The sequence below is a fragment of the Roseomonas sp. KE0001 genome (assembly GCF_016107285.1).
GTDB lineage: Bacteria > Pseudomonadota > Alphaproteobacteria > Acetobacterales > Acetobacteraceae > Pseudoroseomonas.
In genome coordinates, this window is record NZ_RCVQ01000002.1 from 468,634 (window position 1) to 491,627 (window position 22,994).

At 72.6% G+C, this 22,994-nt stretch carries 20 protein-coding genes; 11 read left to right on the forward strand and 9 right to left on the reverse strand.

Annotation, left to right across the window (positions count from 1 at the left end):
* Window positions 1-10: 10 nt before the first annotated feature.
* From D9598_RS05775 to D9598_RS05785, 3 genes are read left to right on the forward strand one after another with little or no spacing between them, the layout of a single operon-like run.
* Window positions 11-961 carry a tripartite tricarboxylate transporter substrate binding protein gene (locus D9598_RS05775; RefSeq protein ID WP_198365433.1) on the forward strand — a complete coding sequence of 317 codons (951 nt, stop codon included), beginning with the start codon at window positions 11-13 and terminating at the stop codon, window positions 959-961.
* A gap of 4 nt (window positions 962-965) precedes the next feature.
* On the forward strand, window positions 966-1,451 hold the full coding sequence (locus tag D9598_RS05780; RefSeq protein WP_198365434.1) for a tripartite tricarboxylate transporter TctB family protein: 486 nt from the start codon (window positions 966-968) through the stop codon (window positions 1,449-1,451).
* 3 nt (window positions 1,452-1,454) lie between these two features.
* Complete coding sequence (locus D9598_RS05785; RefSeq protein WP_232476922.1) at window positions 1,455-2,945, forward strand: tripartite tricarboxylate transporter permease; 1,491 nt, start codon at window positions 1,455-1,457, stop codon at window positions 2,943-2,945.
* Window positions 2,946-3,038: 93 nt separating this feature from the next.
* Here D9598_RS05785 and D9598_RS05790 read toward each other — a convergent pair whose 3' ends face one another.
* Window positions 3,039-3,362, reverse strand: coding sequence for a hypothetical protein (locus tag D9598_RS05790; protein WP_198365435.1), 324 nt, complete (start codon window positions 3,360-3,362; stop codon window positions 3,039-3,041).
* Between the two features lie 179 nt (window positions 3,363-3,541).
* Between D9598_RS05790 and D9598_RS05795 the strand changes: the two genes are divergently transcribed.
* Window positions 3,542-4,018 carry a MarR family winged helix-turn-helix transcriptional regulator gene (locus D9598_RS05795; RefSeq protein WP_198365436.1) on the forward strand — a complete coding sequence of 159 codons (477 nt, stop codon included), beginning with the start codon at window positions 3,542-3,544 and terminating at the stop codon, window positions 4,016-4,018.
* A 35-nt stretch (window positions 4,019-4,053) separates the two neighbouring features.
* Here D9598_RS05795 and D9598_RS05800 read toward each other — a convergent pair whose 3' ends face one another.
* Window positions 4,054-7,248: an efflux RND transporter permease subunit gene (locus D9598_RS05800; protein WP_198365437.1), complete on the reverse strand. Its 3,195-nt coding sequence runs from the start codon at window positions 7,246-7,248 to the stop codon at window positions 4,054-4,056.
* Window positions 7,249-7,259: 11 nt separating this feature from the next.
* Window positions 7,260-8,405 (reverse strand): efflux RND transporter periplasmic adaptor subunit, encoded by a 1,146-nt coding sequence (locus D9598_RS05805; protein WP_198365438.1) that lies wholly within the window; start codon window positions 8,403-8,405, stop codon window positions 7,260-7,262.
* Between the two features lie 129 nt (window positions 8,406-8,534).
* Between D9598_RS05805 and D9598_RS05810 the strand changes: the two genes are divergently transcribed.
* Window positions 8,535-9,134, forward strand: a complete 600-nt coding sequence (locus D9598_RS05810; protein ID WP_370591939.1) for a TetR/AcrR family transcriptional regulator — start codon at window positions 8,535-8,537, stop codon at window positions 9,132-9,134.
* A gap of 9 nt (window positions 9,135-9,143) precedes the next feature.
* On the opposite strand, the gene D9598_RS05815 is transcribed toward D9598_RS05810, so the two are convergent.
* Window positions 9,144-9,797 carry a GntR family transcriptional regulator gene (locus D9598_RS05815; RefSeq protein WP_198365440.1) on the reverse strand — a complete coding sequence of 218 codons (654 nt, stop codon included), beginning with the start codon at window positions 9,795-9,797 and terminating at the stop codon, window positions 9,144-9,146.
* Between the two features lie 140 nt (window positions 9,798-9,937).
* On the opposite strand from D9598_RS05815, the gene D9598_RS05820 reads away from it, so the two are divergent.
* The 5 genes from D9598_RS05820 to D9598_RS05840 are packed head-to-tail and all read left to right on the forward strand — an operon-like array spanning window position 9,938 to window position 16,029.
* A complete protein-coding gene (locus D9598_RS05820) occupies window positions 9,938-11,062 on the forward strand; it encodes an ABC transporter substrate-binding protein (RefSeq protein ID WP_198365441.1) in 1,125 nt (374 codons plus the stop codon).
* A gap of 4 nt (window positions 11,063-11,066) precedes the next feature.
* Window positions 11,067-12,791 (forward strand): iron ABC transporter permease, encoded by a 1,725-nt coding sequence (locus tag D9598_RS05825; protein ID WP_198365442.1) that lies wholly within the window; start codon window positions 11,067-11,069, stop codon window positions 12,789-12,791.
* On the forward strand, window positions 12,784-13,908 hold the full coding sequence (locus D9598_RS05830) for an ABC transporter ATP-binding protein (protein ID WP_198365443.1): 1,125 nt from the start codon (window positions 12,784-12,786) through the stop codon (window positions 13,906-13,908). The genes D9598_RS05825 and D9598_RS05830 overlap by 8 nt, the downstream gene beginning before the upstream one ends.
* Window positions 13,895-15,145, forward strand: coding sequence for a CaiB/BaiF CoA-transferase family protein (locus D9598_RS05835; protein WP_232476923.1), 1,251 nt, complete (start codon window positions 13,895-13,897; stop codon window positions 15,143-15,145). Before D9598_RS05830 ends, D9598_RS05835 begins: the two co-directional genes overlap by 14 nt.
* Window positions 15,142-16,029: a CoA ester lyase gene (locus D9598_RS05840; RefSeq protein ID WP_198365444.1), complete on the forward strand. Its 888-nt coding sequence runs from the start codon at window positions 15,142-15,144 to the stop codon at window positions 16,027-16,029. The genes D9598_RS05835 and D9598_RS05840 overlap by 4 nt, the downstream gene beginning before the upstream one ends.
* Before the next feature lie 8 nt (window positions 16,030-16,037).
* Here the strand turns inward: D9598_RS05840 and D9598_RS05845 are convergent, their stop codons facing one another.
* From D9598_RS05845 to D9598_RS05865, 5 genes are all read right to left on the reverse strand, one after another.
* On the reverse strand, window positions 16,038-17,135 hold the full coding sequence (locus tag D9598_RS05845; protein WP_198365445.1) for an ABC transporter ATP-binding protein: 1,098 nt from the start codon (window positions 17,133-17,135) through the stop codon (window positions 16,038-16,040).
* Window positions 17,132-18,844: an ABC transporter permease gene (locus D9598_RS05850; protein ID WP_370591940.1), complete on the reverse strand. Its 1,713-nt coding sequence runs from the start codon at window positions 18,842-18,844 to the stop codon at window positions 17,132-17,134. Before D9598_RS05850 ends, D9598_RS05845 begins: the two co-directional genes overlap by 4 nt.
* A gap of 6 nt (window positions 18,845-18,850) precedes the next feature.
* Window positions 18,851-20,179, reverse strand: a complete 1,329-nt coding sequence (locus tag D9598_RS05855; RefSeq protein ID WP_198365446.1) for an ABC transporter substrate-binding protein — start codon at window positions 20,177-20,179, stop codon at window positions 18,851-18,853.
* 78 nt (window positions 20,180-20,257) lie between these two features.
* Complete coding sequence (locus tag D9598_RS05860) at window positions 20,258-21,418, reverse strand: mandelate racemase/muconate lactonizing enzyme family protein (protein WP_198365447.1); 1,161 nt, start codon at window positions 21,416-21,418, stop codon at window positions 20,258-20,260.
* A 5-nt stretch (window positions 21,419-21,423) separates the two neighbouring features.
* On the reverse strand, window positions 21,424-22,422 hold the full coding sequence (locus D9598_RS05865) for a tripartite tricarboxylate transporter substrate binding protein (RefSeq protein ID WP_198365448.1): 999 nt from the start codon (window positions 22,420-22,422) through the stop codon (window positions 21,424-21,426).
* 208 nt (window positions 22,423-22,630) lie between these two features.
* Between D9598_RS05865 and D9598_RS05870 the strand changes: the two genes are divergently transcribed.
* Window positions 22,631-22,954: a hypothetical protein gene (locus tag D9598_RS05870; protein ID WP_232476924.1), complete on the forward strand. Its 324-nt coding sequence runs from the start codon at window positions 22,631-22,633 to the stop codon at window positions 22,952-22,954.
* Window positions 22,955-22,994 lie beyond the last annotated feature (40 nt).

Here is a 22,994-nt window from a genome sequence, read left to right on the forward strand (position 1 = left end):
GGAAAGAATCATGCAGAGACGGACGCTGCTGGCGGCCGGGGCCGCCGGCCTCTTCGCGCCCCATCTGGCCCGCGCCGCCACCTGGCCGGAGCGGGAGGTCACCATCATCGTCCAGTACGGACCGGGTGGCTCGACCGATGTCTCCACCCGCGCCATCGCGGCGGAGATGGAGAAGATCCTGGGCGTGCCGGTGCAGATCGTGAACCGGCCCGGCGGGCAGGGCACGGTCGGGCCGCAGCAGGTGGCCGCCGCCCGGCCGGACGGCTACACGCTCGGCACCACCGGCCTCGCGGGCCTGGCCATCGCGCCGCACATGCTGGACGTGCCCTACAGCGCCGACAGCTTCGCCTTCCTGCCGGCCTTCGCGCGCTACCTCTACGGCATCGCCGTGCGGGCGGAATCGCCGCACCGGACGCTGGCCGACCTCATCGCCGCGGCCAGGGCGAAGCGCACCACCTTCGGCGCCACCGGCGCGCCCAACAACATCGGCATGTTCGACCTGGCGCGGCTGACCGGCGCGCGCTTCCAGTTCGTGCCCTTCGGCTCGGGCGCGGAGGCGGTGACGGCGGCGATCGGCGGCCATGTCGAGGCGGTGATCCAGAACCCGCCGGAGATGCTGCCGGCGCTGGAATCCGGCCGCCTGCGCCTGCTCGCCTCGGCCAGCGCGGGGCGCTGGAAGGAGTTCCCCGAGGTGCCGACGCTGCGCGAGCAGGGGCATGAGGTGGTGGTCGATTCCATGATCGGCTTCATCGGCCCCAGGGGCATCCCGGAGGAACGGCGCGCCGTGCTGGCGCGCGCCATCCTGGAGGCGGCGCAGAAGCCGGCGCTCGCCGAGATCCTGGGCCGCTTCGGCATGGTGCCCTCGCTGATGCAGGCCGCGGAGTTCGAGACCACGGTGCGCCAGGCGCATGACCGCTTCGGGCCGCAGCTCCGCGAGGCCGGCCTGGCCCGGAAGCGCTGAGGCCATGATGACCCGCACCGCGCGCGGGGTCGCCCTGGGCGGCCTGGTCTTCGCCGCGCTGGCCTGGTGGGAGGCCTCGCGCCTGGAGAGCTGGAGCTGGGACGGCCCGGGCCCCGGCCTGATGCCGCAGGCCCTGTCGATCCTGATCGCCCTGGCGGCGCTGGCGGTGCTGGTCTGGCCAGGTGACCCGACGGCGGAGGCGGAAGGCGGCGCGGCACCCTTCCGCGACCGCACCTTCCTCGCCTATGTCCTGGCCATGCTGGGTGCCGCCGCCGCGGTGCCCTTCCTGGGCTTCGTGCCGCCGATGCTGGCGGCGACCACGCTGATGCTGCGCCTGGGCGAGCGCAGCTCCTGGACCGAGGCGCTGCTCTACGCCCTGCTGCTGGCGGCCGGCATCGTGCTGCTCTTCGGCACGGCGCTCGGCGTGCCGTTTCCCACCGGGCCGGTCGAGCGGGTGCTGAGCGGGCTCGGCCTGCTGCGCGGGAGCTGAGCCATGATGGACGGCCTGCTGCACGGCTTCGCCGTGCTCTCCACCTGGCAGAATCTGAGCCTCTGCCTGCTCGGCGCCTTTCTCGGCACGCTGGTCGGCGTGCTGCCGGGCCTCGGTCCCGCCACCACCATCGCCCTGCTGCTGCCGATCACGCTGAAGCTCGACCCGACCGGGGCGATCATCCTGCTCGCCGGCATCTACTACGGCGTCGCCTATGGCGGCACGCTGACCTCGGTGCTGATGCGCATCCCCGGCGAGGCCTCCTCCGTCGTCACCTGCCTCGACGGCTACGAGATGGCGCGCAGGGGGCGGGCCGGGGCGGCGCTCGGCATCGCCGCCATCGGCTCCTTCTTCGCCAGCACCGTGGGCATCCTCGGCGTCATGCTGCTCTCGCCGCTGCTGGCCGAGCTGGTCATCGCCTTCGGCCCCTGGGAATACGCGGCGCTGATGCTGGCCGGCCTGTCGCTGATCGCCTTCTTCGCCGCTTCCGGCCTGGCCAAGGCGGCGCTGATGGCGCTGCTCGGCCTGTTCCTCGGCTCGGTCGGCATCGATCCCATCGCCGGCACGCCGCGCTTCACCTTCGGCATCCCGGAGCTGGTGGACGGGATCAACATCACGCCGCTGGCGCTCGGCCTGTTCGGCCTGTCGGAGCTGCTCTTCCTGGCGCTGGCCCGCCCCGGCAAGGCCGAGATCCTGCGGCCGCCCAACTCGCTGCTGGGCTTCCTGCCGAACCGCGAGGAGGCGCGGCGCTCGGTGGCGCCGGTGCTGCGCGGCTCGGTGCTGGGCTTCCTGGTCGGGCTGCTGCCGGGGGGCGGGGCGGTGCTGGCCTCCTTCCTCTCCTATGCCGTGGAGCGGCGGCTGACGCGGCGGCCCGAGGAATTCGGCCGGGGCGCGGTGGAGGGCGTGGCGGGGCCGGAGGCGGCGAACAATTCCGGCACCGCCGGCGCCTTCATCCCGCTGCTGACGCTGGGCATCCCGTCCAACGCCGTCACCGCCCTGCTGCTCGGCGCGCTGCTGATCCACGGCGTGCAGCCGGGCCCGATGATCCTGGAGCGGCAGCCCGAGATCTACTGGGGCGTCATCGCCTCGATGTATCTCGGCAACCTGATCCTGCTGGTGCTGAACCTGCCGCTGGTCGGGCTTTTCGTGCGCGCCCTGGAGATCCCGCGCCGCTTCATGGCGGCGGCGATCCTCTCGATCTGCGTCATCGGCGTCTACAGCACCAATCTCGCGACCTTCGACATCCTGCTGGCGGTGGGCTTCGGCCTGCTCGGCTTCGCGCTGCGCCGGGGCGGCTTCGACCTCGGGCCGCTGATCCTGGCCTATGTGCTGGGGCCGACCTTCGAGCGCTCGCTGCGCCAGGGCCTGCTGATCGCGGATGGCAACCTGCTGGAGCTGGCCGACCGGCCGATCGCGCTGGGCTTCATCCTGGCGGCGGTGGCGACGCTGGCCGGCGCGGTGCTGCTGCGCAACCGGGCGCGGGTGGCGGACTGACGGCGCGAAGGGGCGCCCGGACCGCTGCCGGGCGCCCCTTCGGCGCGGCGGGAGGGGATCGCCCTCCCGGTGGTCGCCTTCCCTGCGGCCGGCTCAGCGCGCGGCGAGCGTCGCGGGCGCGGCCGAGGGGGCCAGATAGACCACCTCCGAATGCTGGCCGCCGATCAGCACCGGGATGCCCGGGGCCTGGCGGCCGAGGGCGGGATCGTCATAGGCGATCCGGCCCGACTGGCCCTGGCCGGCGAAGCGCGCATAGCCGCCGCCGACGACATTGCCGCGATAGGCCTCGTCATACCGGACGGCGAAGTTCTCGCCCTGGCCGGTGACCGTCAGGAAGTCCCGCGCCTGGACAGGGGCCAGGGCGGCAGTGGTGCCGAGCAGGGCGGCGGCGGCGAGGAGGGTGCGGAGGGTGGACATGGAATGGAGCCTTTGTGGGAGTGGGGCGCCCCCGGTGGAGCGCTGTTGATAGTGATATTGAGCGCGATATCATCGTGCGCGACCTATAATCCGGCAGGCCAGCCATGCGCGACAATATTGCGCGATCACGTCGCGCACGACTTATATGCCTGGCAGCCTTCCCCCTCAGGAGCCCCGCCATGACTCCGCACGACACCCCCGAACCGGACAGTCCTGAAGGGAATGCCCCGGACCTCGACGAACTGCTCTGCTTCGCCATCCATTCCACGGCGCATGCCATCCAGCGCGCCAACAAGCCGCTGCTGGACCGGTTGGGCCTGACCTATCCGCAGTACCTCGTCATGGTCGTGCTGTGGTCCGCCGACGGGCAGACGGTGGGCGCCATCGGCGACCGCCTCTTCCTGGAGAGCAGCACCCTGACGCCGCTGCTCAAGCGGCTGCAGGCGGCCGGCCTGGTCGAGCGGCAGCGCGACGCGGCGGATGAGCGGCAGGTGCGGATCCGCCTGACGGCGGCAGGCCGCGCCCTGCGCGGCAAGGCCTGCGAGAAGCCGGCCTGGATGGGGCACTGCTTCGGCGGCGAGGAGGAGGCGCGGGCGCTGCAGCGGGCGATCCTGCGCCTCCGGGACGCGGTGACGCGGGAGCCGGGGGTGAGCTGAGGCCGGAGCGCCGGCCGGCCCCCCCCCTTCCGCCTTCAGGCATGGCCTTCCGAGGTGGCGTCATCCCGGGCCGACGCCTGCCCGTGCCCCTGGCGCTGCGCCATGGCCCGCGCCACCACGTAGAAGACCGGGGTGAAGAACAGGCCGAAGAGCGTCACGCCCAGCATGCCGGCGAAGACCGCCGTGCCCAGGCTCTGCCGCATCTCCGCCCCCGCCCCGGTGGCGATGGCGAGCGGCAGCACGCCGAGGATGAAGGCCAGCGAGGTCATCAGGATCGGCCGCAGCCGCGTGCGCGCCGCCGCCGCCGCCGCCGCCCAGCGGTCCAGCCCCTGCTGCTCCGCCTGCCGCGCGAACTCGACGATCAGGATGGCGTTCTTGGCGGCCAGCCCGATGAGCACGACCAGCCCGATCTGCACCAGCACGTTGTTGTCCAGCCCGCGCCAGGCGATGCCGGCCAGCGCCGCCAGCACGGACATCGGCGCGATCATCACCACCGCGAGCGGCAGCAGCCAGCTCTCGTAGAGCGCCGCCAGCAGCAGGAAGACGAAGACCACGGCGAGGCCGAAGGCGATGGGCGCGGTATTGCCCTGGGTCGTCTCCTGCAGGGCGATCTCGGTCCATTCGTAGCCGTAGCCCCGCGGCAGGGTCTCGGCCAGCACCGCCTGCATCGCCGCGATCGCCTGGCCGGTGGAATAGCCCGGCGCCGCCGCACCCTGCACCTCGGCCGCCGGAAACAGGTTGTAGCGTGGCACGCGATAGGGGCCGGTATCCGGCTCCAGCCGCGCCAGGGCGCCGATCGGCACCATCTCGCCATCGACATTGCGGGCGCGCAGCAGGGCGACGTCGCGAGGGGTGCGGCGCTGCGCCTCCTCGGCCTGGGCGGTGACGCGGTAGGTGCGGCCGAGGATGTTGAAGTCGTTGACGAAGGCGGAGCCGAGATAGATCGACAGCGTCTCGGACACGCGGTCGAGCGGCACGCCCAGCATCTCCGCCTTGCCGCGGTCCACCTCGGCGCGCAGCGAGGGCGTCGCGGTGCTGAACAGGGTGAAGGCCATGGCGATCTCGGGCCGCGCCGCCGCCGCCGCCACCACCCGCTGCGTCACCGCCTCCAGCGCGTGGCCGCCGCGGTCGCCGTGATCCTGCACATAGAGCTTGAAGCCGCCGCCGGTGCCGATGCCGGAGACCGAGGGCGGCGGGATGACCAGGCCGAGCGCGTCGCGCTGCCGGCCGATGGCGGCCTGCACGGCGCCGATCAGCGCCGGATAGGCGATGCCCTCCTCCGCGCGCTTCTCGAAGCTCTGCAGCGTGACGAAGATCACGCCGGTGTTCGGCGCGTTGGTGAAGGTGGCGCCGTCGAAGCCGGTGAACATGACGGTGTCCGCCACGCCCGGCACCTTCAGCACCGCCTCGGAGGCGGCGCGCATCACCCTGTCGGTGCGGTCCAGCGTGGCGCCGGGCGGCAGCTGGAAGGCGGCGATGAGATAGCCGCGGTCGAGCGGCGGGATCAGCCCGGTGGGGGTCGTGCGCACCACCTGGCCGGTCAGCGCCAGCAGGCCGGCGAAGAGGATCAGCACGATGGCGGAGACCCGCACCAGCCGCCGCGTCAGCGCCCCGTAGCCGAGCGACAGCGCGTCGAAGGCGCGGTTGAAGCCTCGGAAGAACAGGCCAAAGGGCGCGCCCAGCACCCGTCGCCAGCCGCGGGGTGGGTGCTGCGCGTGCGGCCGCAGCAGCAGCGCCGCCAGCGCCGGCGAGAGGGTGAGCGAGACCAGGGCGGAGAGCAGCGTCGCCACCGCGATGGTCACGGCGAACTGGCGGTAGAAGGCGCCGGAGAGCCCCTCGATGAAGGCCGTCGGCACGAAGACGGCGCAGAGCACGAGGGCGATGGCGAGCAGGGCGAAGCCGACCTCGTCCATGGTGCGCCGCGTCGCCGTCAGCGGGTCCAGCCCCGCCGCCAGGTGCCGCTCCACATTCTCGACCACGACGATGGCGTCGTCCACGACGATGCCGATGGCCAGGATCAGCCCGAACATGGACAGGCTGTTGAGCGAGATGCCGAGCGCGCCCATGAAGGCGAAGGTGCCGATGATCGAGACCGGGATGGCGGCCAGCGGGATGATCGAGGCGCGCCAGGATTGCAGGAACAGGATCACCACCAGCACGACGAGGAGGATGGCCTCGACGAAGGTGTGCAGCACCGCCTCCATCGACTGCTCGATGAACTGCGTGGTGTCGTAGACGATGCGGTAGGCGACGCCGGGCGGGAAGTCGCGCTCCGCCTGCGCCAGCGTCGCCTTCAGCGCCGCCGCCGTGGCCAGGGCATTGGAGCCGGGCCGCTGGAAGATCGGCATGGCGACGGCGCTCGTGCCGCTCAGATAGGCGCGCATCGTGTAGTCCTGGCTGCCCAGCTCGACGCGGGCGATGTCGCGCAGCCGCAGCGGCGCGCCGCCGGCCTCCGTCGCCACCACGATATCGGCGAAGTCCGCCGCGTCGCGCAGCCGGCCGAGCGCCTGGATGTTGAGCTGGAAGGCCTCGCCGCCGCCGGTCCCCGTGGGCGGGTGGTTGAGCCCGCCGGCGGCGACCTGGACATTGGCGCGGCGCAGCGCCGCGACCACCTCGCCCGGCGTCAGGCCGCGCGCGGCGATGCGCGCCGGGTCGAGCCAGACCCGCATGGCATAGTCGCCGCCGCCGCCGAAGAGCTGCACGTCGCCGACGCCGTCGAGCCGCGCCAGCCGGTCCTTCAGGGCCAGGGTGGCGTAGTTGGCGAGATACTGGTCGCTGCGCGAGCCGTCGGGCGAGACCAGATGGACGACCATCATGATGTCGGGCGAGGCCTTCTTCACGATGAGCCCGAGGGCGCGCACCTCGGCCGGCAGGCGCGGCTCGGCGATGGCGACGCGGTTCTGCACCAGCACCTGCGCCTGATCGATGTCGGTGCCCTGGCGGAAGACGACGTTGATGGTGAGCCGGCCATCGCCGGTCGCCTGGGAGCCGACATAGAGCATGCCTTCGACGCCGTTGATCTCCTGCTCGATCGGCGAGGCCACGGTGTTGGCGATGGTCTCGGCGGAGGCGCCCGGATACTGCGCCGTGATGGTCACGGTGGGCGGGGCGATCTCGGGATACTCGCTGATCGGCAGCCGCGTCGCGGCGATGGCGCCGATCAGCAGGATGGCGATCGAGATGACGGCGGCGAAGACCGGCCGGCCGACGAAGAACTGGGCGAAGCGCATGGCGCGGCTCCTCAGCGGATGGCGGCGAGGCGGCCGTTTGGCCCGGCCGCCTCGGCGCTGACGCGGCTGCCGGGCCGCGCCAGATGCAGTCCGGCGGTGATGACCCGGTCCTGCGGCGAGAGGCCCGCGCGCACCACGCGCAGCCCGTCCACCACCGGGCCCAGCTCCACCGGCTTGGCCACGACCGTGCCATCGGCGGCGACGGTCATGACGACGCGGCTGGCCTGGTCGGCGGCGATGGCGGCATCGGGCACCAGCAGCCGCTCGCCCTGGCCGGCCGGCAGGCGCAGCCGCGCGAAGCCGCCCGGGGTCAGCAGCAGGTCGGGATTGGGCAGCACGGCGCGGGCGCGCAGCGTGCCGGAGCGGGGGCGCAGCTCGCTGTCGAGGAAGTCGAGCTGGCCGGTGCGCGGCCACTCCGCCTCGTCGGCCAGGCGCAGGCCGACGGTCAGCGGGGCGGCACCCGGCCGCGCCCCGCCGCGCCGGGCGAGGCGCAGATAGTCCGCCTCGCTCATGTCGAAGCTGGCATAGACCGGATCGAGGGCCAGGATGGTGGTGAGCAGCGTGCCGCCCGCCTGCACCAGGTTGCCGGCATCGACGCGGCGGTCCGAGGCGCGGCCGGATTGCGGCGCGCGCACCTCGGTCCAGTCCAGCTCCAGCGCCGCCTGCCGCACCCGCGCCTCCGCCCCGGCCAGCTCGGCCTCGGCCTGCCGCTCGGCGGCGCGGCGGCTGTCGAGCTGCGCCTCGGGGGCGATGCGGCGCTCGACCAGCGGCAGGCTGCGGCGGGTCTCCTGCCGGGCCAGGGCCAGCCTGGCGCGGGCGCCATCCCGTGCCGCCTCGGCATCGCGCAACGCGATCTCGAAGGGGCGCCGGTCGAGGGTGAAGAGGAGATCCCCGGCCCGGACGACCTGCCCGTCGCGGAAATGCACCGCCTCGACCAGGCCAGAGACGCGGGGGCGCAGCTCCACCCGCGCCGAGGGCTCGATGCGGGCGATGTGCTCCTCCCATTCGGTCAGGTCGCGGCGCAGCGGCGTGGCGACGGTGACGGTGGGGAGCGGGTCCTGCGCGGCGGCTGTGGTGGGGAGCAGCAGGGGAAGGGCCAGCGGGGCGGCCAGCAGCAGGGCGCGGAGAGGACGGGACTTGCGGATGAGGGTCGGCATTGCCTATCTCCAGGGCCGGATGATACCGACCGGTTCGTAACATGGATACGAACCGGTCGGTCACATTGCAAGCCCGCGGCGGACATGCTTCTCCAGCCGCGCCGCGCAAGAAGGAGTGAGGAGAGAACCGTGGCCCGCAACAAGGACGAGGACCGCCGCCCGGCGGCGCAGAGATTGCGGGATGTCGCGCGCGATCTCTTCTACCGGCAGGGCATCCGCGCCACCGGCGTCGAGGAACTCTGCCGCGTCGCGGGCACCACCAAGATCAGCCTCTACCGCGCCTTCCCCTCGAAGGACGAGCTGATCGCCGAGGTGCTGCGCGACGATTGCAGCGAGGATTCCTGCTGGTTCGAGACGGCCGTCGAGCCGGGGACGCCGCCGCGGGAGCGGCCGCGCGCCTATCTGCGGGCGGCGGTGGAGGTGCTGCGGCAGCCCGGCTTCCGGGGCTGCCCGATGGGCATGGCGATCGTGGAATTCCCCGACCCGCAGCACCCGGCGCGGCAGGTGACGGATGCCTACAAGCAGAAGGTGCGGTGCGACCTGCGGCGGATCTGCGCCGAGGCCGGCGCGGCGGAGCCGGACACGATGGGGGACGCCCTGCTGCTGCTGATCGAGGGCGCCTTTGCCGCCGCGCCCTATCTCGGCGCCGCCGAGGCCGCCGATGCGCTGGAGCGGGCCGGCCTGCGGCTGATCGGCGGCCTGCTGCCGCCGGCGGGCACGGCCGGCTGAGCCGGCGGGTCAGCGCCGCGCTTCCTCCTCCGTGTCCGGCTGATTGGCGGCCGAGTCCAGGATATGGGACCGCACGCTGGCGGCGACGCGCACCGGGTCGCCGCCGCGCAGGGCCGTCAGGATCTCGCCATGCCCCTCGGCGCTGCGGCGCAGCGCCCGCATGGAGGGCCAGAGCACCAGCGGCCACAGCCGCGCCCGGTCCCGCACCTCCAGCGCCAGCTCCACCAGCGCGCGGTTCGGCGCGAAGCCGTAGAGCGTGTCGTGGAAGTCGAGATTGGTGGCGCTCTGGCTGGCCGGACTGCCCTCGGCGATGGCCCGCTCGAAGGCGGCGGCCTTGGCCTCCAGCAGGGCCAAGGCGGCGTCGTCCAGCCGGGGCAGGGCGGTGAGCGCGGCCTCCGCCTCCAGCAGCGCCCGCACCTCCAGCATCTCGCCGATGCGCCGCCGGTCGGGCGTGGCGACACGGAAGCCGCGATTGGGCACATGCTCGACGGTCTGGCGCAGCGCCAGCTCCGCCAGGGCAGCGCGGATGTCGAAGCGCGTGGCGCCGAAGCGCTCCTCCAGATCCACCTGCCGCAGCCATTCGCCGGCGCGGTAGGCACCGCCGCGGATGGCGGTGGCGAGCTCGGCGGCCAGCGGGCGGCGGGCGCGGGGCAGGCGGGCCATGATCGTCCGGTCCTGTGGCGGAAAAGGGATTGCGGGGATCGTCAAAGGGGACCTAGCATATTGGCGCCAATAATTGCGCCAAAGAGCGCCGGGGTGAACCCCTCCACAGGGAGGCGGGCCCCGTCAGGGAGGACACGCCAATGACCTTGATCGGGCGCCGCGCCACGCTGGCCCTGCCCGGCCTGCTGCTGCCCGCCGGCCTGCGGGCGCAGGGCGCCACCGGAGCGCCGGCCGGCTATCCCCAGGGCTACCAGGAGGTGGTCGCCGGAGCGGAGCGCGAGGGCAGCCTGCTGGTCTATTCCATCATGTCGGCCGAGAACTGGCGGCCGGTGCTGGAAGGCTTCAACCGCCGCTATCCCAAGGTGAAGGTGGAGACGCTGGATCTCCCCAACTCGCGCGAGGTGTTCGAGCGCTACCTGGCCGAGCGTGGCACCAACAGCCGCACCGCCGACCTCCTCGCCACCGCCGATCCCTCGGGCTGGATCGAGTTCCAGCAACGCGGCGAGGTGATGCCCTACGAATCGCCCGAGATCGCCGCCTGGCCCGCCTGGTCGCGCCCCTGGCCCGGTGTCTATACCGTCTCGGCGGATCCGCTGGTCTTCATCTTCAACAAGATGCTGGTGCCGGAGGCGCAGCAGCCGAAGACCTTCGCGCAGTTCACCGAGCTGGCCGTGGAGAACCGCAGCCGCTGGCGCAACAAGCTGACCAGCTACGGCGCGCATTTCGGCGGCTTCGGCTACTCGGCCAATTTCGGCTTCGTGCAGAAGCACGGCGACAGGGCCTGGGAATGGTTCCGCCAGATCGCCCCCGCCCAGCCACGCTGGGAACGCTCCGGCGGGCCGATGACGGAGAAGGTCACCTCCGGCGAGTATGTCGCCGGCTGGTTCGTCTCCGCCATCACCTTCTGGCCCCGGCTGAACGACCCGGCGCGGGCGCGTGTGCTGGGCTGGAACTTCATCGGCGACGGGCAGCTCGTGATTCTGCGCGGCATGGCCATTCCAAAGGGCGCGCGCAACGTCAACGCGGCGAAGCTGCTGCTGGACTACATCGCCTCGGAGGAGGGGCAGCGCGCCTTCGGCCGTGGCGGCCTGACCCCCGCCCGGCCCGACGTGCGTCCCGGCGAGGGCATCCGCCACACCTACAGCTCGATCACCGAGGCCGTGGGCGGCGAGCAGAACATCGCCTTCATCGACTACAATCCGGCCATCCTCAGCGAATACCAGCCCTTCCTGGACCGCTGGAAGCAAGCCTACGGCGTGAGCTGAGCCGATGAGCCTGGCCCTCGACCGGCCGGACGCGCCGCCCGCGCAGCCGGCCATCCCGCGCGCCATTCCCATCCAGTACGGCACCGCCATCCTGGTGCTCGTGCTGGTGGCGGCGCCGCTCCTGCCCGTGCTGCTGCAATCGGTGCTGGACGGCGCGCTCTACGAGCCGGAGTACAACCTGACGCTGGCGAACTTCGCGCGGCTGGCGCGCACCGAGGGCTTCGGCACGGTGCTGCTGAACACCGTGCTGCTGGCGGCGCTGACGACGCTGGTGGCGCAGGTCGTGGGCACGCTCGCCGCCATCCTGTTCGGCCGCACCGACCTGCCGCTGGCGCGGGCGATGAGCGAGTTCTTCCTCTGGCCGCTCTATCTCTCCGCGCTGGTCCTCTCCTTCGGCTGGTACGCGGTCTATGGCCCCTCGGGCTATGTCACCCTGCTCTGGCAGTCTCTGTTCGGCGACGCGCCCTGGACGCTCTACTCGCTCTGGGGCATGGCGGTCATCGCCGGTGTCTCGCAGGCGCCGCTGGCCTATATCTACTGCCTGTCCTCCGCCACCATCACCGATCCCTCGCTGGAGGAGGCCGCGCGGGTGTCCGGCGCCGGCACGGCGCGCACCCTCTGGCGGGTGACGCTGCCGCTGATGAAGCCCGCCATCGCCTACAGCGCCGTGCTGAACTTCACCGTGGGGCTCGAGCTTCTCTCGATTCCGCTGATCTTCGGCGATCCCGCCGGCATCCCCGTGCTCACCACCTTCCTGTTCAACAACGGCGTCTCCTCGCCGCGCCCGGACCACGGCCTCGTCGCCACGGCGGCGGCGCTGATGCTGGTGGTGGTGTGCTTCCTGGTCTGGCTGCAGGGGCGGATGCTGGGCAATACGCGCCGTTTCATCACACTGGGCGGCAAGGCCTCGCGCCCGCGCCCCTTCCGCCTCGGCGGGCTGCGCTGGCCGCTCTTCGCGCTGGCCGCGCTCTACATCCTGGCCACCGTCATCGCGCCGATCGGCACGCTGGTGCTGCGCGCCTTCACCGCCTTCCTCTCGCCCATGATCCCGATCGGCGAGGTGCTGACCACCGGCAACTTCACCCAGATCTTCGAATATCCCGTCTATTCGCGCGCGGTCTGGAACTCCTTCGTGGTCAGCCTAGTCGGCGGCGCGCTGGCCACGGCGCTGATCGCCCTCATTGCCATCGTGGTGCACCGCTCGGAGTTCCGCTTCCGCGGCGCGCTGCAGTACCTGGCGCTGTTCCCCCGCGCGGTGCCGGGGGTGGTCGCCGGCATCGGCTTCTTCTACGCCTTCGCGCTGCTGCCGGGACTCGGCTTCCTGCGCAATTCCATCTGGATCCTGGTCATCGCCTTCACTATGCGCTTCATCCCGGCCGGGCTCGGCGCCGTCGCGCCGATGCTGCTGCAGGTCAGCCCGGATCTCGACCGCGCGGCGCGGGTGCAGGGGGCCGACTGGTGGCGGACCAGCCGCAGCATCCTGCTGCCGCTGATGCGCCCGGCCCTGGTCGGCTGCTTCACCATCCTCTTCATCTCCTTCTTCAAGGAGTATTCCACGGCGATCTTCCTCTTCGCCCCGGGCAGCGAGGTGATCGGCACGGCCCTGCTGCAACTCTGGGTGCAGGGCGAGGTCGGCCTCGTCGCCGCGCTGGCCACCATCCAGGTCGCGGTCATCGCCGTCTGCATCGCCGCGGTGCGCGGCATCTTCGGAGTGAAGCTGCATGGCTGACCTGACCATCCAGGGCCTGACCAAGCGCTTCGGCGGCGTCACCGCCGTCGAGGGGGTCGACCTGCACGTGGCGGATGGCGAGTTCGTCACCCTGCTCGGCCCCTCGGGCTGCGGCAAGTCCACCACCCTCGCCGCCGTGGCCGGGCTCGACCGCGCCGATGGCGGACGCATCCAGGTGGGCGACAGGGTCTACTTCGACGCCGCGAAGGGGATCTACCTGCCGCCGGAGGCGCGCAACTGCGGTCTTGTCTTCCAGAGCTACGCGCTCTGGCCTCACATGACGGTGGCCGACAACGTCGCCTTCCCCCTGACGCTGCGCAAGGTTCCCGCCGCCGAGCGTCGGCGCCGCATCGAGGAGGTGCTGGCGCTGGTCGAGATGGAGCGCTACGCCGCGCGCTACCCGCACGAGCTGTCGGGCGGACAGCAGCAGCGCGTGGCGCTGGCCCGCACCCTGGTCTATCGCCCGGCCATCCTGCTGCTCGACGAGCCGCTCTCCAACCTCGACGCCAAGCTGCGCGACCGCGCCCGCGCCTGGCTGGCCGAGCTGCGCACCCGGCTCGGCCTCACCACCATCTATGTCACCCATGACCAGATCGAGGCGCTCTCGCTCTCGGACCGCATCGTGGTGATGAATGGCGGGCACATCGCGCAGATCGGCGCGCCGCAGCAGATCTACGAGCAGCCGGCCGATCCCTTCGTCGCCGACTTCATCGGCACCACCAACTTCCTGCCCGCCCGCGTGGTCGGCGCCGCCCCGGCCGGCGGCCGCGCCGTCCTGGAACTGGCCGACGGGCAGCGGCTGGAGACGGTGGCCGGGCGCGCCGCCGCCGCCGGCGAGCGCGTCACCCTGGCCTATCGCCCCGAGCAGATGCGCGTGGCGACGCCGGGCGCCGGGGCGGGGGAGGGCCCAGGAGAGGGCCCGGGGGAGGGCTCGGTGCTGGCGACGCGCATCACCAGTCGCTCCTATGTCGGCGGGCAATGGCAGGTGGGGCTCGACCTCGCCGGCGCCGCCATCCGGCTGGAGGCGCGCACGCCCCCGGCCGGGGACACGCTCGATCTCTGGCTGCCCCATGCGGGCGGCATCCTGTTCCGGGGAGGCGCCGATGTCGCCGCTTGAGACCACGCGGGGCGGCGGCCTGCCGCGCGCCGACTACACGCCGGAGGCGACCGGCCCGCTGCAGGGCGTGCGGGTGCTGGACCTCTCCCGCCTCGTCGCCGGCAACACGCTGACGCAGCACCTGGCGGATTTCGGCGCCACGGTGGACAAGGTGGAGCCGCGCGATGGCGACACGCTGCGCGGCTGGCGCGTGCGCGGTGTCGAGACCGCCTGGAAGGTGCATGGCCGCGGCAAGCGCAGCCTCTGCATCGACTTCCGCCACGGGGAGGCGATCCCGCTGATCCGCCGCCTCGTCCCCGGCGCGGCGATGCTGGTCGAGAGCTTCCGCCCCGGCACGCTGGAGGCGATGGGCCTGGCGCCGGAGGAGCTGCTCCGGCTGGAGCCCCGGCTCATCATCGTCCGCATCTCCGGCTGGGGGCAGGACGGGCCCTATTCCCGCCGGCCCGGCTTCGGCACGCTGGTCGAGGGCTTCACCGGTTTCGCCGAGATGAACGGCTTCGCCGACCGCGAGCCGGTGCTGCCGCCGATGTATCTCGCCGACACCATCGCCGGGCTGACCGGCGCCTTCGCCGCGATGGCGGCACTGCGCGAGGTGGAGATGCGCGGCGGCCAGGGCCAGGTGATCGACCTGCCGCTGCTCGACCCGCTCTTCACCGCGCTCGGCCCGCAGGCGGCGAACTACCGCCTCACCGGCAAGACCAAGCCGCGCACCGGCAGCCGCTCCACCGGCGCCGCGCCGCGCAATGTCTACCGCACCAGGGATGACGGCTGGGTCTGCCTCTCCGCCTCCACCCAGGGCATGGCGGAGCGGGTGCTGCGCTCCATCGGGCGCGGCGACCTCATCGACGATCCGCGCTTCCGCACCAACGAGCAGCGCGTGGCGCATGGCGAGGAGCTGGACGCCATCATCGGCGCTTTCATCGCACGCAGGACACTGGAGGAGAACGTGGCCTTCTTCGAAGCCGCCGAGGTCACCATCGGCCCGGTGAACGACATCGTCCGCGTCATGGGCGACCGGCACGTGCGGGCGCGTGCCCTGCTGGCCGAGTATCCGGACGAGGACATGGGGAGCTTTCCGATGCATGCCGTTCCCGCGCGCCTCTCCGGCACGCCCGGCGCGATCCGCGCACCGGCGCCGCGCCTCGGCCAGCACAGCCGCGACATCCTGGCGGCGCAGGGCTTCTCGCCGGACGAGATCGCGGCGGCGGCGGCCTCCGGCCTGGTGGTGACGGCATGACCCCGCATCCCGTCTGGCGCTCCGGCCTGTTCGTGCCGGTGAACGTGGAGCGCTTCCTGGCCCGCGCGCACGAGCGCGGCGCCGATGCCATCCAGCTCGACCTGGAGGACAGCATCGCCCCCGCCGACAAGCCGGAGGCCCGCCGCCGGGTGGAGGCCGCCGTGGCGCGGCTGCGGCGCGAGGCGCGCGCGGATATCCTGGTGCGCATCAACCAGCCGCTCGAGGATGCGGTGCGCGACCTGGAGGCGGCCGTCATCCCCGGTGTCGCCGCCATCATGGTGACCAAGGTGGAGGGCGCGGACCATCTGCGCCTGCTCGACGAACTGGTTTCCCGCCTGGAGCAGGCGCGCGGCCTGCCGGCGGGGGGCATCCGCTTCGTCGCGCTGATCGAGGCGCCGGGGCCGCTGTCGCGCGCGCATGACATCGCCCGCGCCACGCCGCGGCTGGTGGGCCTCTCCCTCGGCGCCGAGGACTACGCCACGGCGATCGGCGGCGAGCCCTCGGAGGAGGTGTTGCTGATGCCCAAGCAGCAGATCCTGCAGGCGGCCACGGCCGCCGGCCTGATGCCGCTCGGCACCATCAGCACCGTGGCCGACTATTCCGACCTCGCCGCCTATGAGCGGGTGGTGCGCCGCTCCGCCGCCTTCGGCTTCGTCGGCGCCTCGGCCATCCACCCCTCGCAGGTGCCGGTGCTGAACGCCGGCTTCAGCCCCTCGCCCGCCCGGGTGGCGGAGGCGGAGCGGATCGTGGCGCTGGACCGGGAGGCGGCGGCGCAGGGACGCGGCTCCTTCGCCATCGACGGCAAGATGATCGACATCCCGATCGTCCGCCGCGCCGTGGCGCTGCTGGCGCGGGCGCGCGCCGTCGCCGCCCGCGCCGGGTGAGGCGGGGGCTACTCCGTCAGCCAGTGCGCGCTGCCGAGATCGACGGTGATGGCGACGGTGTCGCCCACCTCGTGCAGCCGCGGGACGCCGCTGAAGGGCATGTCCACCAGCACCTCGGCCTCGCCGACGCGCACGCCGTAGCGCAGGACGGGCCCGAGGAACTCGCGATGCGCCACGGTGCCGGTCAGAAGGCTGTCGGGCCGCGGCGGCGCCAGGCTCGCATCCTGCGGCCGGAACATCAGCCGCGCGCCCGGCGGGGGGCGCAGCCCGGCCGGCAGCGGCAGCGCCGGCCCGCCCTCCACCGCGAACCGCCCCTCGCGCGGCGTGCCCGCCAGGATGTTGGCGCTGCCCAGGAAGCCGGCGACGAACAGGTTCGCCGGCCGCGCGTAGAGCGCCATCGGCGTGTCCACCTGCTGCACGCTGCCCTCGCGGAACACCGCGATGCGGTCGCAGACCGTATTCGCCTCCTCCTGGTCGTGCGTCACGAAGATCGCCGTCATGCCCAGGCTTCGCTGCAGGTCGCGCAACTCCCGCCGCACCTGCACGCGGAGCTTGGCGTCGAGGTTGGAGAGCGGCTCGTCGAGCAGCAGCAGGCGCGGGCGGATGGCGATGGTGCGCGCCACCGCGACGCGCTGCTGCTGGCCGCCCGAGAGGGCGGCGGGACGGCGGTCGGCGAGATGCGCGAGCCCCACCAGCCCGAGCGCCTGCTCGACCCGGGCAGCGATCTCGGCGCGGGGCAGGCGCCGCTCCTCGAGCCCGAAGGCGACGTTCTGCCGCACGCTCAGATGCGGCCAGAGCGCGTAGGACTGGAACACCATGCCGATGTCGCGCTTCCAGGGCGGCAGGGCCGAGATGTCCCGCCCCCCGACCAGGACGCGGCCGGTATCGGCCTGGTTGAAGCCGGCGATCAGCCGCAGCAGCGTCGTCTTGCCGCAGCCGGAGGGGCCGAGGAAGGCGAAGAACTCGCCGGGCCTGATCTCCAGCTCGACATCCTTCAGGACGTGGTTGCTGCCATAGGAGAGGTTGACCCCCTCGATCCGCACCCCCGCCGCCTGGCCGGCGACGGAGAGGGCGGCGGCCTCCTCCTCGCGCGGGCCGGGCGTCATGCCTGCCTCCCGCGCGTCCGCTGGCTGCGCTCGATGACGAGATGCGAGAGGAAGGTGCAGGCTCCGACCAGGATCACGGCGATCACCCCGAGGGCCGCGCCCGGGCCCCGGCCGGCGGCGGATTGCATGAAGACGTACAGGCCATAGGCCAGCGGGGCGTCGGCATTGGACTGCACGAGCATCAGCGTCGCGGACAGCTCGACGGCGGCCGTCGCGAAGCTGGAGATGAAGCCGGCCAGGATGCCGCCGGCCATCAGGGGAACGACGATGCGGCGCACGGTGCGGCCCTTGCTGGCGCCGAGATTCTCCGCCGCCTCCTCCAGCGAGACCGAGATCTGCTGCAGCGCGGCATGGCAGGCGCGCAGGGCGTAGGGCAGGCGGCGGATGGCGAGCGCCAGGACGATGACGAGCCAGAGGCTGGCCAGCGGGCGGCCATCCGGCAGGGTCACGCCGTAGAAGCTGCGCAGATAGCCGATGCCCAGCACCACGCCGGGCACCGCGAGCGCGGCGCTCGCCGTCCAGTCCAGCCATTCGCGGCCGACCAGCCGCGTCCGCAGCACCAGATAGGCGATGGCGGTGCCGAGCACGACGTCGATCAGCGCCGCCAGCGAGGCATAGGTGACCGTGTTCCAGATATAGGCCGAGCTGTCGCTGAAGACGCGGGCGTAGTGGGCCAGGGTGAAGCCGTCGGGCAGCGGGCTGAAGGACCAGATGGTGGCCAGCGACAGCAGCAGCAGGCCGAGATGCGGCGCCAGCACCAGCGCCAGGATCAGCCCGACCGTGCCATAGGCCAGCGCCGCCTGGCCGGGGCCGAGGCGGCGCCTCGCCAGGCCGCCGCCGCCGCGCTGCACCGTGGCGTAGTCGCCACGCCGGATGGCGCGCGCCGAGAGCCACATGGCCAGCACCGAGACGACGATCAGCACGACGCTGATCACATAGCCCATCGGATCCGCGAGGCCGATCGAGGTGATGCGCAGATAGGCCTGCGGCGCCAGCATCTCCTTGACGTTCAGCAGCAGCGGCGTCGCCAGGTCGTCGAAGACTTTGACGAAGACCAGCGAGGCGCCCGCGACATAGCCCGGCAGCGCCAGCGGGAAGACGATGCGGCGGAACAGGCGGAAGCCGGAGGAGCCGAGATTCTGCGCCGCCTCCTCCATGGCGCTGTCGATGTTGCGCAGCGCCGCCGAGAGGTTGACCAGGATGAAGGGGAAGTAGTGGACCGCCTGCACGAAGACGACGCCGTTCAGGCCTTCCATGAAGGGGATGTTGATGCCGGCCCAGTCGCCGAGCAGCAGGTTCACCGTACCGTTGCGGCCGAAGAGCAGCTGCATGGCGACGGCGCCGGCGAAGGGCGGCATGATCAGCGGCAGGAAGCCCAGCGTCTGGATCAGCAGCGCGCCGCGGAAATGGAAGCGCACGGTGATGTAGGCGAGCGGCAGGGCGAAGAGCGAGGCCAGCAGCACCGTGGCGGCCGAGACATAGAGCGAGTTGAGGAAGGAGCGCACGAAAAGTTCCGTGCGGAAGGCGTCCCAGACGTTCACCAGGGTGAAGGCACCGCTGCCCGGCTCGGTGAAGGCGACGTACATCACCGTCGCCACCGGCAGGATCAGGAAGGCCGCGAGAAAGAGGGCGATGGCGATGGCCAGCGCCGCCTGCCCCGGCGTGAAGGCGCGCCGCCCGGCGCGCGGGCGGGAGAGGGTGGCGGACACGGGGCGTCAGCGGGCCAGGCGCGCCGCCTCCTGGGCCTTGTCGCGCGCCCTGGCGTAGCGCTCGCGCGCGAAGGCCGCCCAGGCCTGTTCCAGCTCGGCCTGTCGCGGCCCTTCCGCGCGCTGGCCGCCGAAGGCGCCGGCCACCGCCGGCCCGCTGGCCTCCGCCTCGCTCACCGGCATGGCGGCGATCAGGTCGCGCGCCTCCCGCACCAAGCTCCGCGCCGCGGCATTGTCCTTCTTCTCCAGCGCCGCCTCGGCGGCCTGGATGGCCCGGGTCGCGGCCTTCAGCGCGTCGAGCTGGAAGGTGATGAGCTGGTCGAAGAGCGTGTCCACCACGGCGGTCCGCTTCTCGGAGACATCGACGTCGAAGCGGACGCGGGCGCCGAGCGAGGGGTCCTTGAAGGGGTTGGGATAGTCCGCGGGCGCCTGGGCATAGATCTCCGGATTGACCGGCAGGCGCCGGATGCCCGGCTCCAGCAGCACCGCCTGGCCGGCGGGGGAGAGCAGGAACTCGACGAAGGCCTGCGCCCCCGCGGTGTTGGGCGCGCGGGTGACGATGCCGACATTGGCCGGCACGATGGTCGTCACGGTCGGGTAGACGAACTTCACCGGGAAGCCCGAGGCCTGGGCCGAGAAGGCGAAGAAGTCGATGACGATCCCGACGCCGACCTGCCCCGAATTCACCGCCTCGGGCACGCCGAAGGACCGCTCGGTGATGGTGCGGAAATTGCCGGCCATGGCCTTCAGGAGGCGCCAGCCCTGATCCCAGCCATCGCCCTGCAGCATGGTCTCGATGGTCAGGTGCGTGGTGCCGGAGCGCGAGGGCGCGGCGATGGCGACATGGTCGTGGAACACCGGCAGCGCCAAGTCGCCCCATTCCTTCGGCGCCGGCAGGCGGTTGGCGCGGGCGTAGCGCTCGTTCCACATGATGCCGTAGCCCGAGGCGGCGAAGCCGAAGTACTGGCCGTCGGGATCGTTGGTCGGCATGGAGCCCACGCGCGGCGCGATGCCGGTCGCCTTCGGCGTGTAGCGCTGCAGCAGCCCCTTCGACTTCAGCACCTCGAAGGCATCGGGCGCCGAGGCCCAGAAGACGTCCACCTGGTTGTTGCCCCGCGTCTCCTCCAGGTACTTCACGCCGGCATTGGTGTTGCGGTTCTGCACGTCGAGCGTCACGCCCGGCATGGCCTTCTCGAAGGCGGCCTTGAAGGGGTCGGTGACATCCTTGGAGAAGGAGGTGACGACCGTGACCTTGCCGGCCTGCGCCCGCGCGCCCGGCGCCAGCAGGGCGCCGGACAGGCCGAGCGTGGAGGCCAGAACGAAGCTGCGACGCTGCATGACGATCTCCCGTTTTTCGTGCTTGTCATGGAAGTGTCACGAAAGCGGGGCTGCCGCAACAGGAAGCGGGGCCGCCGTTCAGCCGAGCCGCGGATCGAGCCAGGGGCGGGGCTGCGGCTGCCAGGGCGAGGCCCGGGCGGCGGTCTCGTCCAGCGCGACGCCGAGCCCGGGCCGGTCGGGCGCCGCCGCCGCGCCCTGGCGGAAGGCGAGCGCCGCGCCGCCCTCGACCAGGCTGAAGAAGCGCTCCGTCTCGCCGTACTGCACCTCGAGCCAGAGCAGGTTCGGCAGCACGGCGCAGAGATGCAGGGAATGCGCGTGGCAGACCGGCCCGGTCGGATTGTGCGGCGCGATCTCGATCCCGGCGGTCTCCGCCAGGGCGGCGATGCGGCGGATCTCCTCGTGCCCGCCGGCATGCTTGATGTCGGGCATCAGCACGTCGTAGCAGCCCGCCTCGATCATGCGGCGGTAGGCGCCGAGGCCGCTCAGCGTCTCCGCCCCGGCGAGCCGCATGCCGCGCTCATTGGCCATGCCGCGCAGGCGCCGGATCTCGGGCAGGTTGGCCTCGGCCACCGGGCATTCGAGCCAGAACAGGCCGAAGGGCGCGACGTCGCGCAGCAGCGCCGCCACGCCGCCCGGCGAGAAGCGCCAGTGCGCGTCCACCATGACATCGACATCCGGCCCCACCGCCGCGCGCACGGCGGCGATGCGCGCCAGCCCCTCGGCGTAGGCGGCGCGCTGCGCCCGCGCCTCGCCGCCGGCCTCGAGCCAGATCAGCGGCTCGAAAGGGGCGAGCTTCACCGCCAGGAAGCCCTCGGCCACGGCGCGGCGGGCGGCGGCGGCGAAGCCCTCCGGCGTGCGCGGGGAGGCGCCGCGGTTGATGTTGGCGTAGAGCGTGATCCGGTCGCGCAGCGCGCCGCCCAGCAGTCGATGGACCGGCGCGCCCTGGGCCTGCCCGGCGATGTCCCAGAGCGCCGCCTCGAAGGCGCTGTGCACGGTCTGCGCCACCAGCCCGCCGGGGGCGTGCGGCGGCGCCGGGCAGAGCCGGTTGCGCAGCAGCGGGTCCTCGCCGGCGACGCGGGCGCCGAGCCGCGCCGCCTCGGCGGCGAGCCCCGCCTCCTCGCCCGACAGCGTGCATTCGCCGAGGCCGGTGAGGCCGGCATCGGTGCGGATCAGCAGGAAGCACCAGTTGGTCCGGGGCGTCACCCGGACGCCCAGCATCTCGGCGGCGGTGATCCGCATGCCCGTCACTCCGCCTGGATGCCGGCCTGGCCGGCCAGTTGCTTCCATTGCCGGATATCCGACGCGATGCGCTCCGCGAAGACCTCCGGCGGCGAGATGACGAGCTGCCCGCCCAGGCGGCGGATGCGCCCGCGCAGAGGCTCCGACGTCCGCAGCGTCACCAGCGCGGCCAGCAGCCGGTCACGAATCGGCTCCGGCGTGCCGGGCGGCGCCAGGATGCCGTTCCAGGCCAGGGTCTCGAAGCCGGGCAGCACCTCCGCCACCGCCGGCACGCCGGGCAGTTCCGGCACCGGCGCGCGCGCGGTGACGGCGATGGCGCGCACCTCGCCCCGCTCGATATAGGGCATGACATTGACAAGGTTGGCGAACATCAGCGCGGTGTCGCCGGCGATGACCGACTGCGCCATGGCCGGCGTGCCGCGATAGGGGATGTGCAGGATGTCGAGCCCGGCGCGGGCCTTGAACAGCTCCATCGACATATGCGCCGAGGAGCCGATGCCGCCGGAGGCATAGTTCAGCGAGCCGGGCGCGGTGCGCAGCATCGCGATCAGCGAGGGCAGGTCACGCGCCGGCAGCAGCCGCTGGTTGACCACCAGCACGTTCGGCCCCTGCACCAGCAGCGACACCGGCTCGAAGGCGCTGGCGAGGTCATAGGGCAGGTTGCGGTAGATCGCGGCGTTGATGCCGTTGGAGCCGGCATTGCCGAAGAGGAAGCTGTAGCCGTCCGGCGCCGCCTTCCAGGCGGCCTCGACACCGATGCGCCCGCCGGCCCCGCCGCGGTTCTCGATCACGAAGGGCTGGCCGAGCAGGGCCTCCAGCTCGGGCGCGATGAGCCGCGCCGTGGTGTCGTTGCCGCTGCCGGGGCTGTCGGGGAGGATCAGCCGCACCGGGCTTTCCGGCCAGTCCGCGGCATGGCCCCCCGGCATGGCGCGGGCGGCGCGCGGCGCCAGGGCGGCCGGCGGGGCGGCCAGGGCGAGGGCGAGCAGGGCGCGGCGTACAGGCATGGCGGTCCTCCTGTCTTCCGGCGAAGTTTGAGGTCACTCCGGCGGCGCCGCAACCGGCGCGTGCGGCGGCGCGGCACCCGCCCGGCGCGGTGAACTTGCGGTGAGCGGCGGGGCCGCCGCGGCCAGGGCCGGCGCGGCGATGCGATTCCCGGGATGCGCGCCGCCATCGCCCTCCCCTATGCTGACGCGGGATGAGAGGATCTCCTGCATGAACGAGCCGGGCCGGGATCTGTCCACCGAACGGGCCTCCGAGCGGGTGGTCAGCCTGAGCCGGGCACGGGACGACAAGCTCTGGGCCGTCGTCGCCACGCTCGGCCGCCGCCGCCGTGTCGCGGAGATCTTCGCCAGCCGCGCCGCCGCCGATGCCGATCGCAACTGGCGCGAGCAGCAGGTGCAGGCCTATGCGAGCTTCCTGCGCAGCTCCAGCATGCCGGTGCCGGTCTATACCGTCGCCGCCATCCGCCGCGCCGAGCTGCCCCGCCGCTGGCAGCCGCTGCCGGCGCTGGGCTTCCTGCGCGGGCAGTTCGCCTGACGCCTGCCTGGCGACCCCCCGGCGCCGAGGCGGCCCCTCC

Bases quoted from the DNA above. Each gene is read 5' to 3' on its own strand.
- D9598_RS05815 (WP_198365440.1), bottom strand. From the start codon at position 9,797: ATGGCCCGCCTGCCCCGCGCCCGCCGCCCGCTGGCCGCCGAGCTCGCC.
- D9598_RS05825 (WP_198365442.1), top strand. From the start codon at position 11,067: ATGAGCCTGGCCCTCGACCGGCCGGACGCGCCGCCCGCGCAGCCGGCC.
- D9598_RS05820 (WP_198365441.1), top strand. From the start codon at position 9,938: ATGACCTTGATCGGGCGCCGCGCCACGCTGGCCCTGCCCGGCCTGCTG.
- D9598_RS05845 (WP_198365445.1), bottom strand. From the start codon at position 17,135: ATGACGCCCGGCCCGCGCGAGGAGGAGGCCGCCGCCCTCTCCGTCGCC.
- D9598_RS05865 (WP_198365448.1), bottom strand. From the start codon at position 22,422: ATGCCTGTACGCCGCGCCCTGCTCGCCCTCGCCCTGGCCGCCCCGCCG.
- D9598_RS05835 (WP_232476923.1), top strand. From the start codon at position 13,895: ATGTCGCCGCTTGAGACCACGCGGGGCGGCGGCCTGCCGCGCGCCGAC.
- D9598_RS05860 (WP_198365447.1), bottom strand. From the start codon at position 21,418: ATGCGGATCACCGCCGCCGAGATGCTGGGCGTCCGGGTGACGCCCCGG.
- D9598_RS05830 (WP_198365443.1), top strand. From the start codon at position 12,784: ATGGCTGACCTGACCATCCAGGGCCTGACCAAGCGCTTCGGCGGCGTC.
- D9598_RS05870 (WP_232476924.1), top strand. From the start codon at position 22,631: ATGAACGAGCCGGGCCGGGATCTGTCCACCGAACGGGCCTCCGAGCGG.
- D9598_RS05840 (WP_198365444.1), top strand. From the start codon at position 15,142: ATGACCCCGCATCCCGTCTGGCGCTCCGGCCTGTTCGTGCCGGTGAAC.
- D9598_RS05785 (WP_232476922.1), top strand. From the start codon at position 1,455: ATGATGGACGGCCTGCTGCACGGCTTCGCCGTGCTCTCCACCTGGCAG.
- D9598_RS05800 (WP_198365437.1), bottom strand. From the start codon at position 7,248: ATGCGCTTCGCCCAGTTCTTCGTCGGCCGGCCGGTCTTCGCCGCCGTC.
- D9598_RS05795 (WP_198365436.1), top strand. From the start codon at position 3,542: ATGACTCCGCACGACACCCCCGAACCGGACAGTCCTGAAGGGAATGCC.
- D9598_RS05855 (WP_198365446.1), bottom strand. From the start codon at position 20,179: ATGCAGCGTCGCAGCTTCGTTCTGGCCTCCACGCTCGGCCTGTCCGGC.
- D9598_RS05780 (WP_198365434.1), top strand. From the start codon at position 966: ATGATGACCCGCACCGCGCGCGGGGTCGCCCTGGGCGGCCTGGTCTTC.
- D9598_RS05805 (WP_198365438.1), bottom strand. From the start codon at position 8,405: ATGCCGACCCTCATCCGCAAGTCCCGTCCTCTCCGCGCCCTGCTGCTG.
- D9598_RS05775 (WP_198365433.1), top strand. From the start codon at position 11: ATGCAGAGACGGACGCTGCTGGCGGCCGGGGCCGCCGGCCTCTTCGCG.
- D9598_RS05790 (WP_198365435.1), bottom strand. From the start codon at position 3,362: ATGTCCACCCTCCGCACCCTCCTCGCCGCCGCCGCCCTGCTCGGCACC.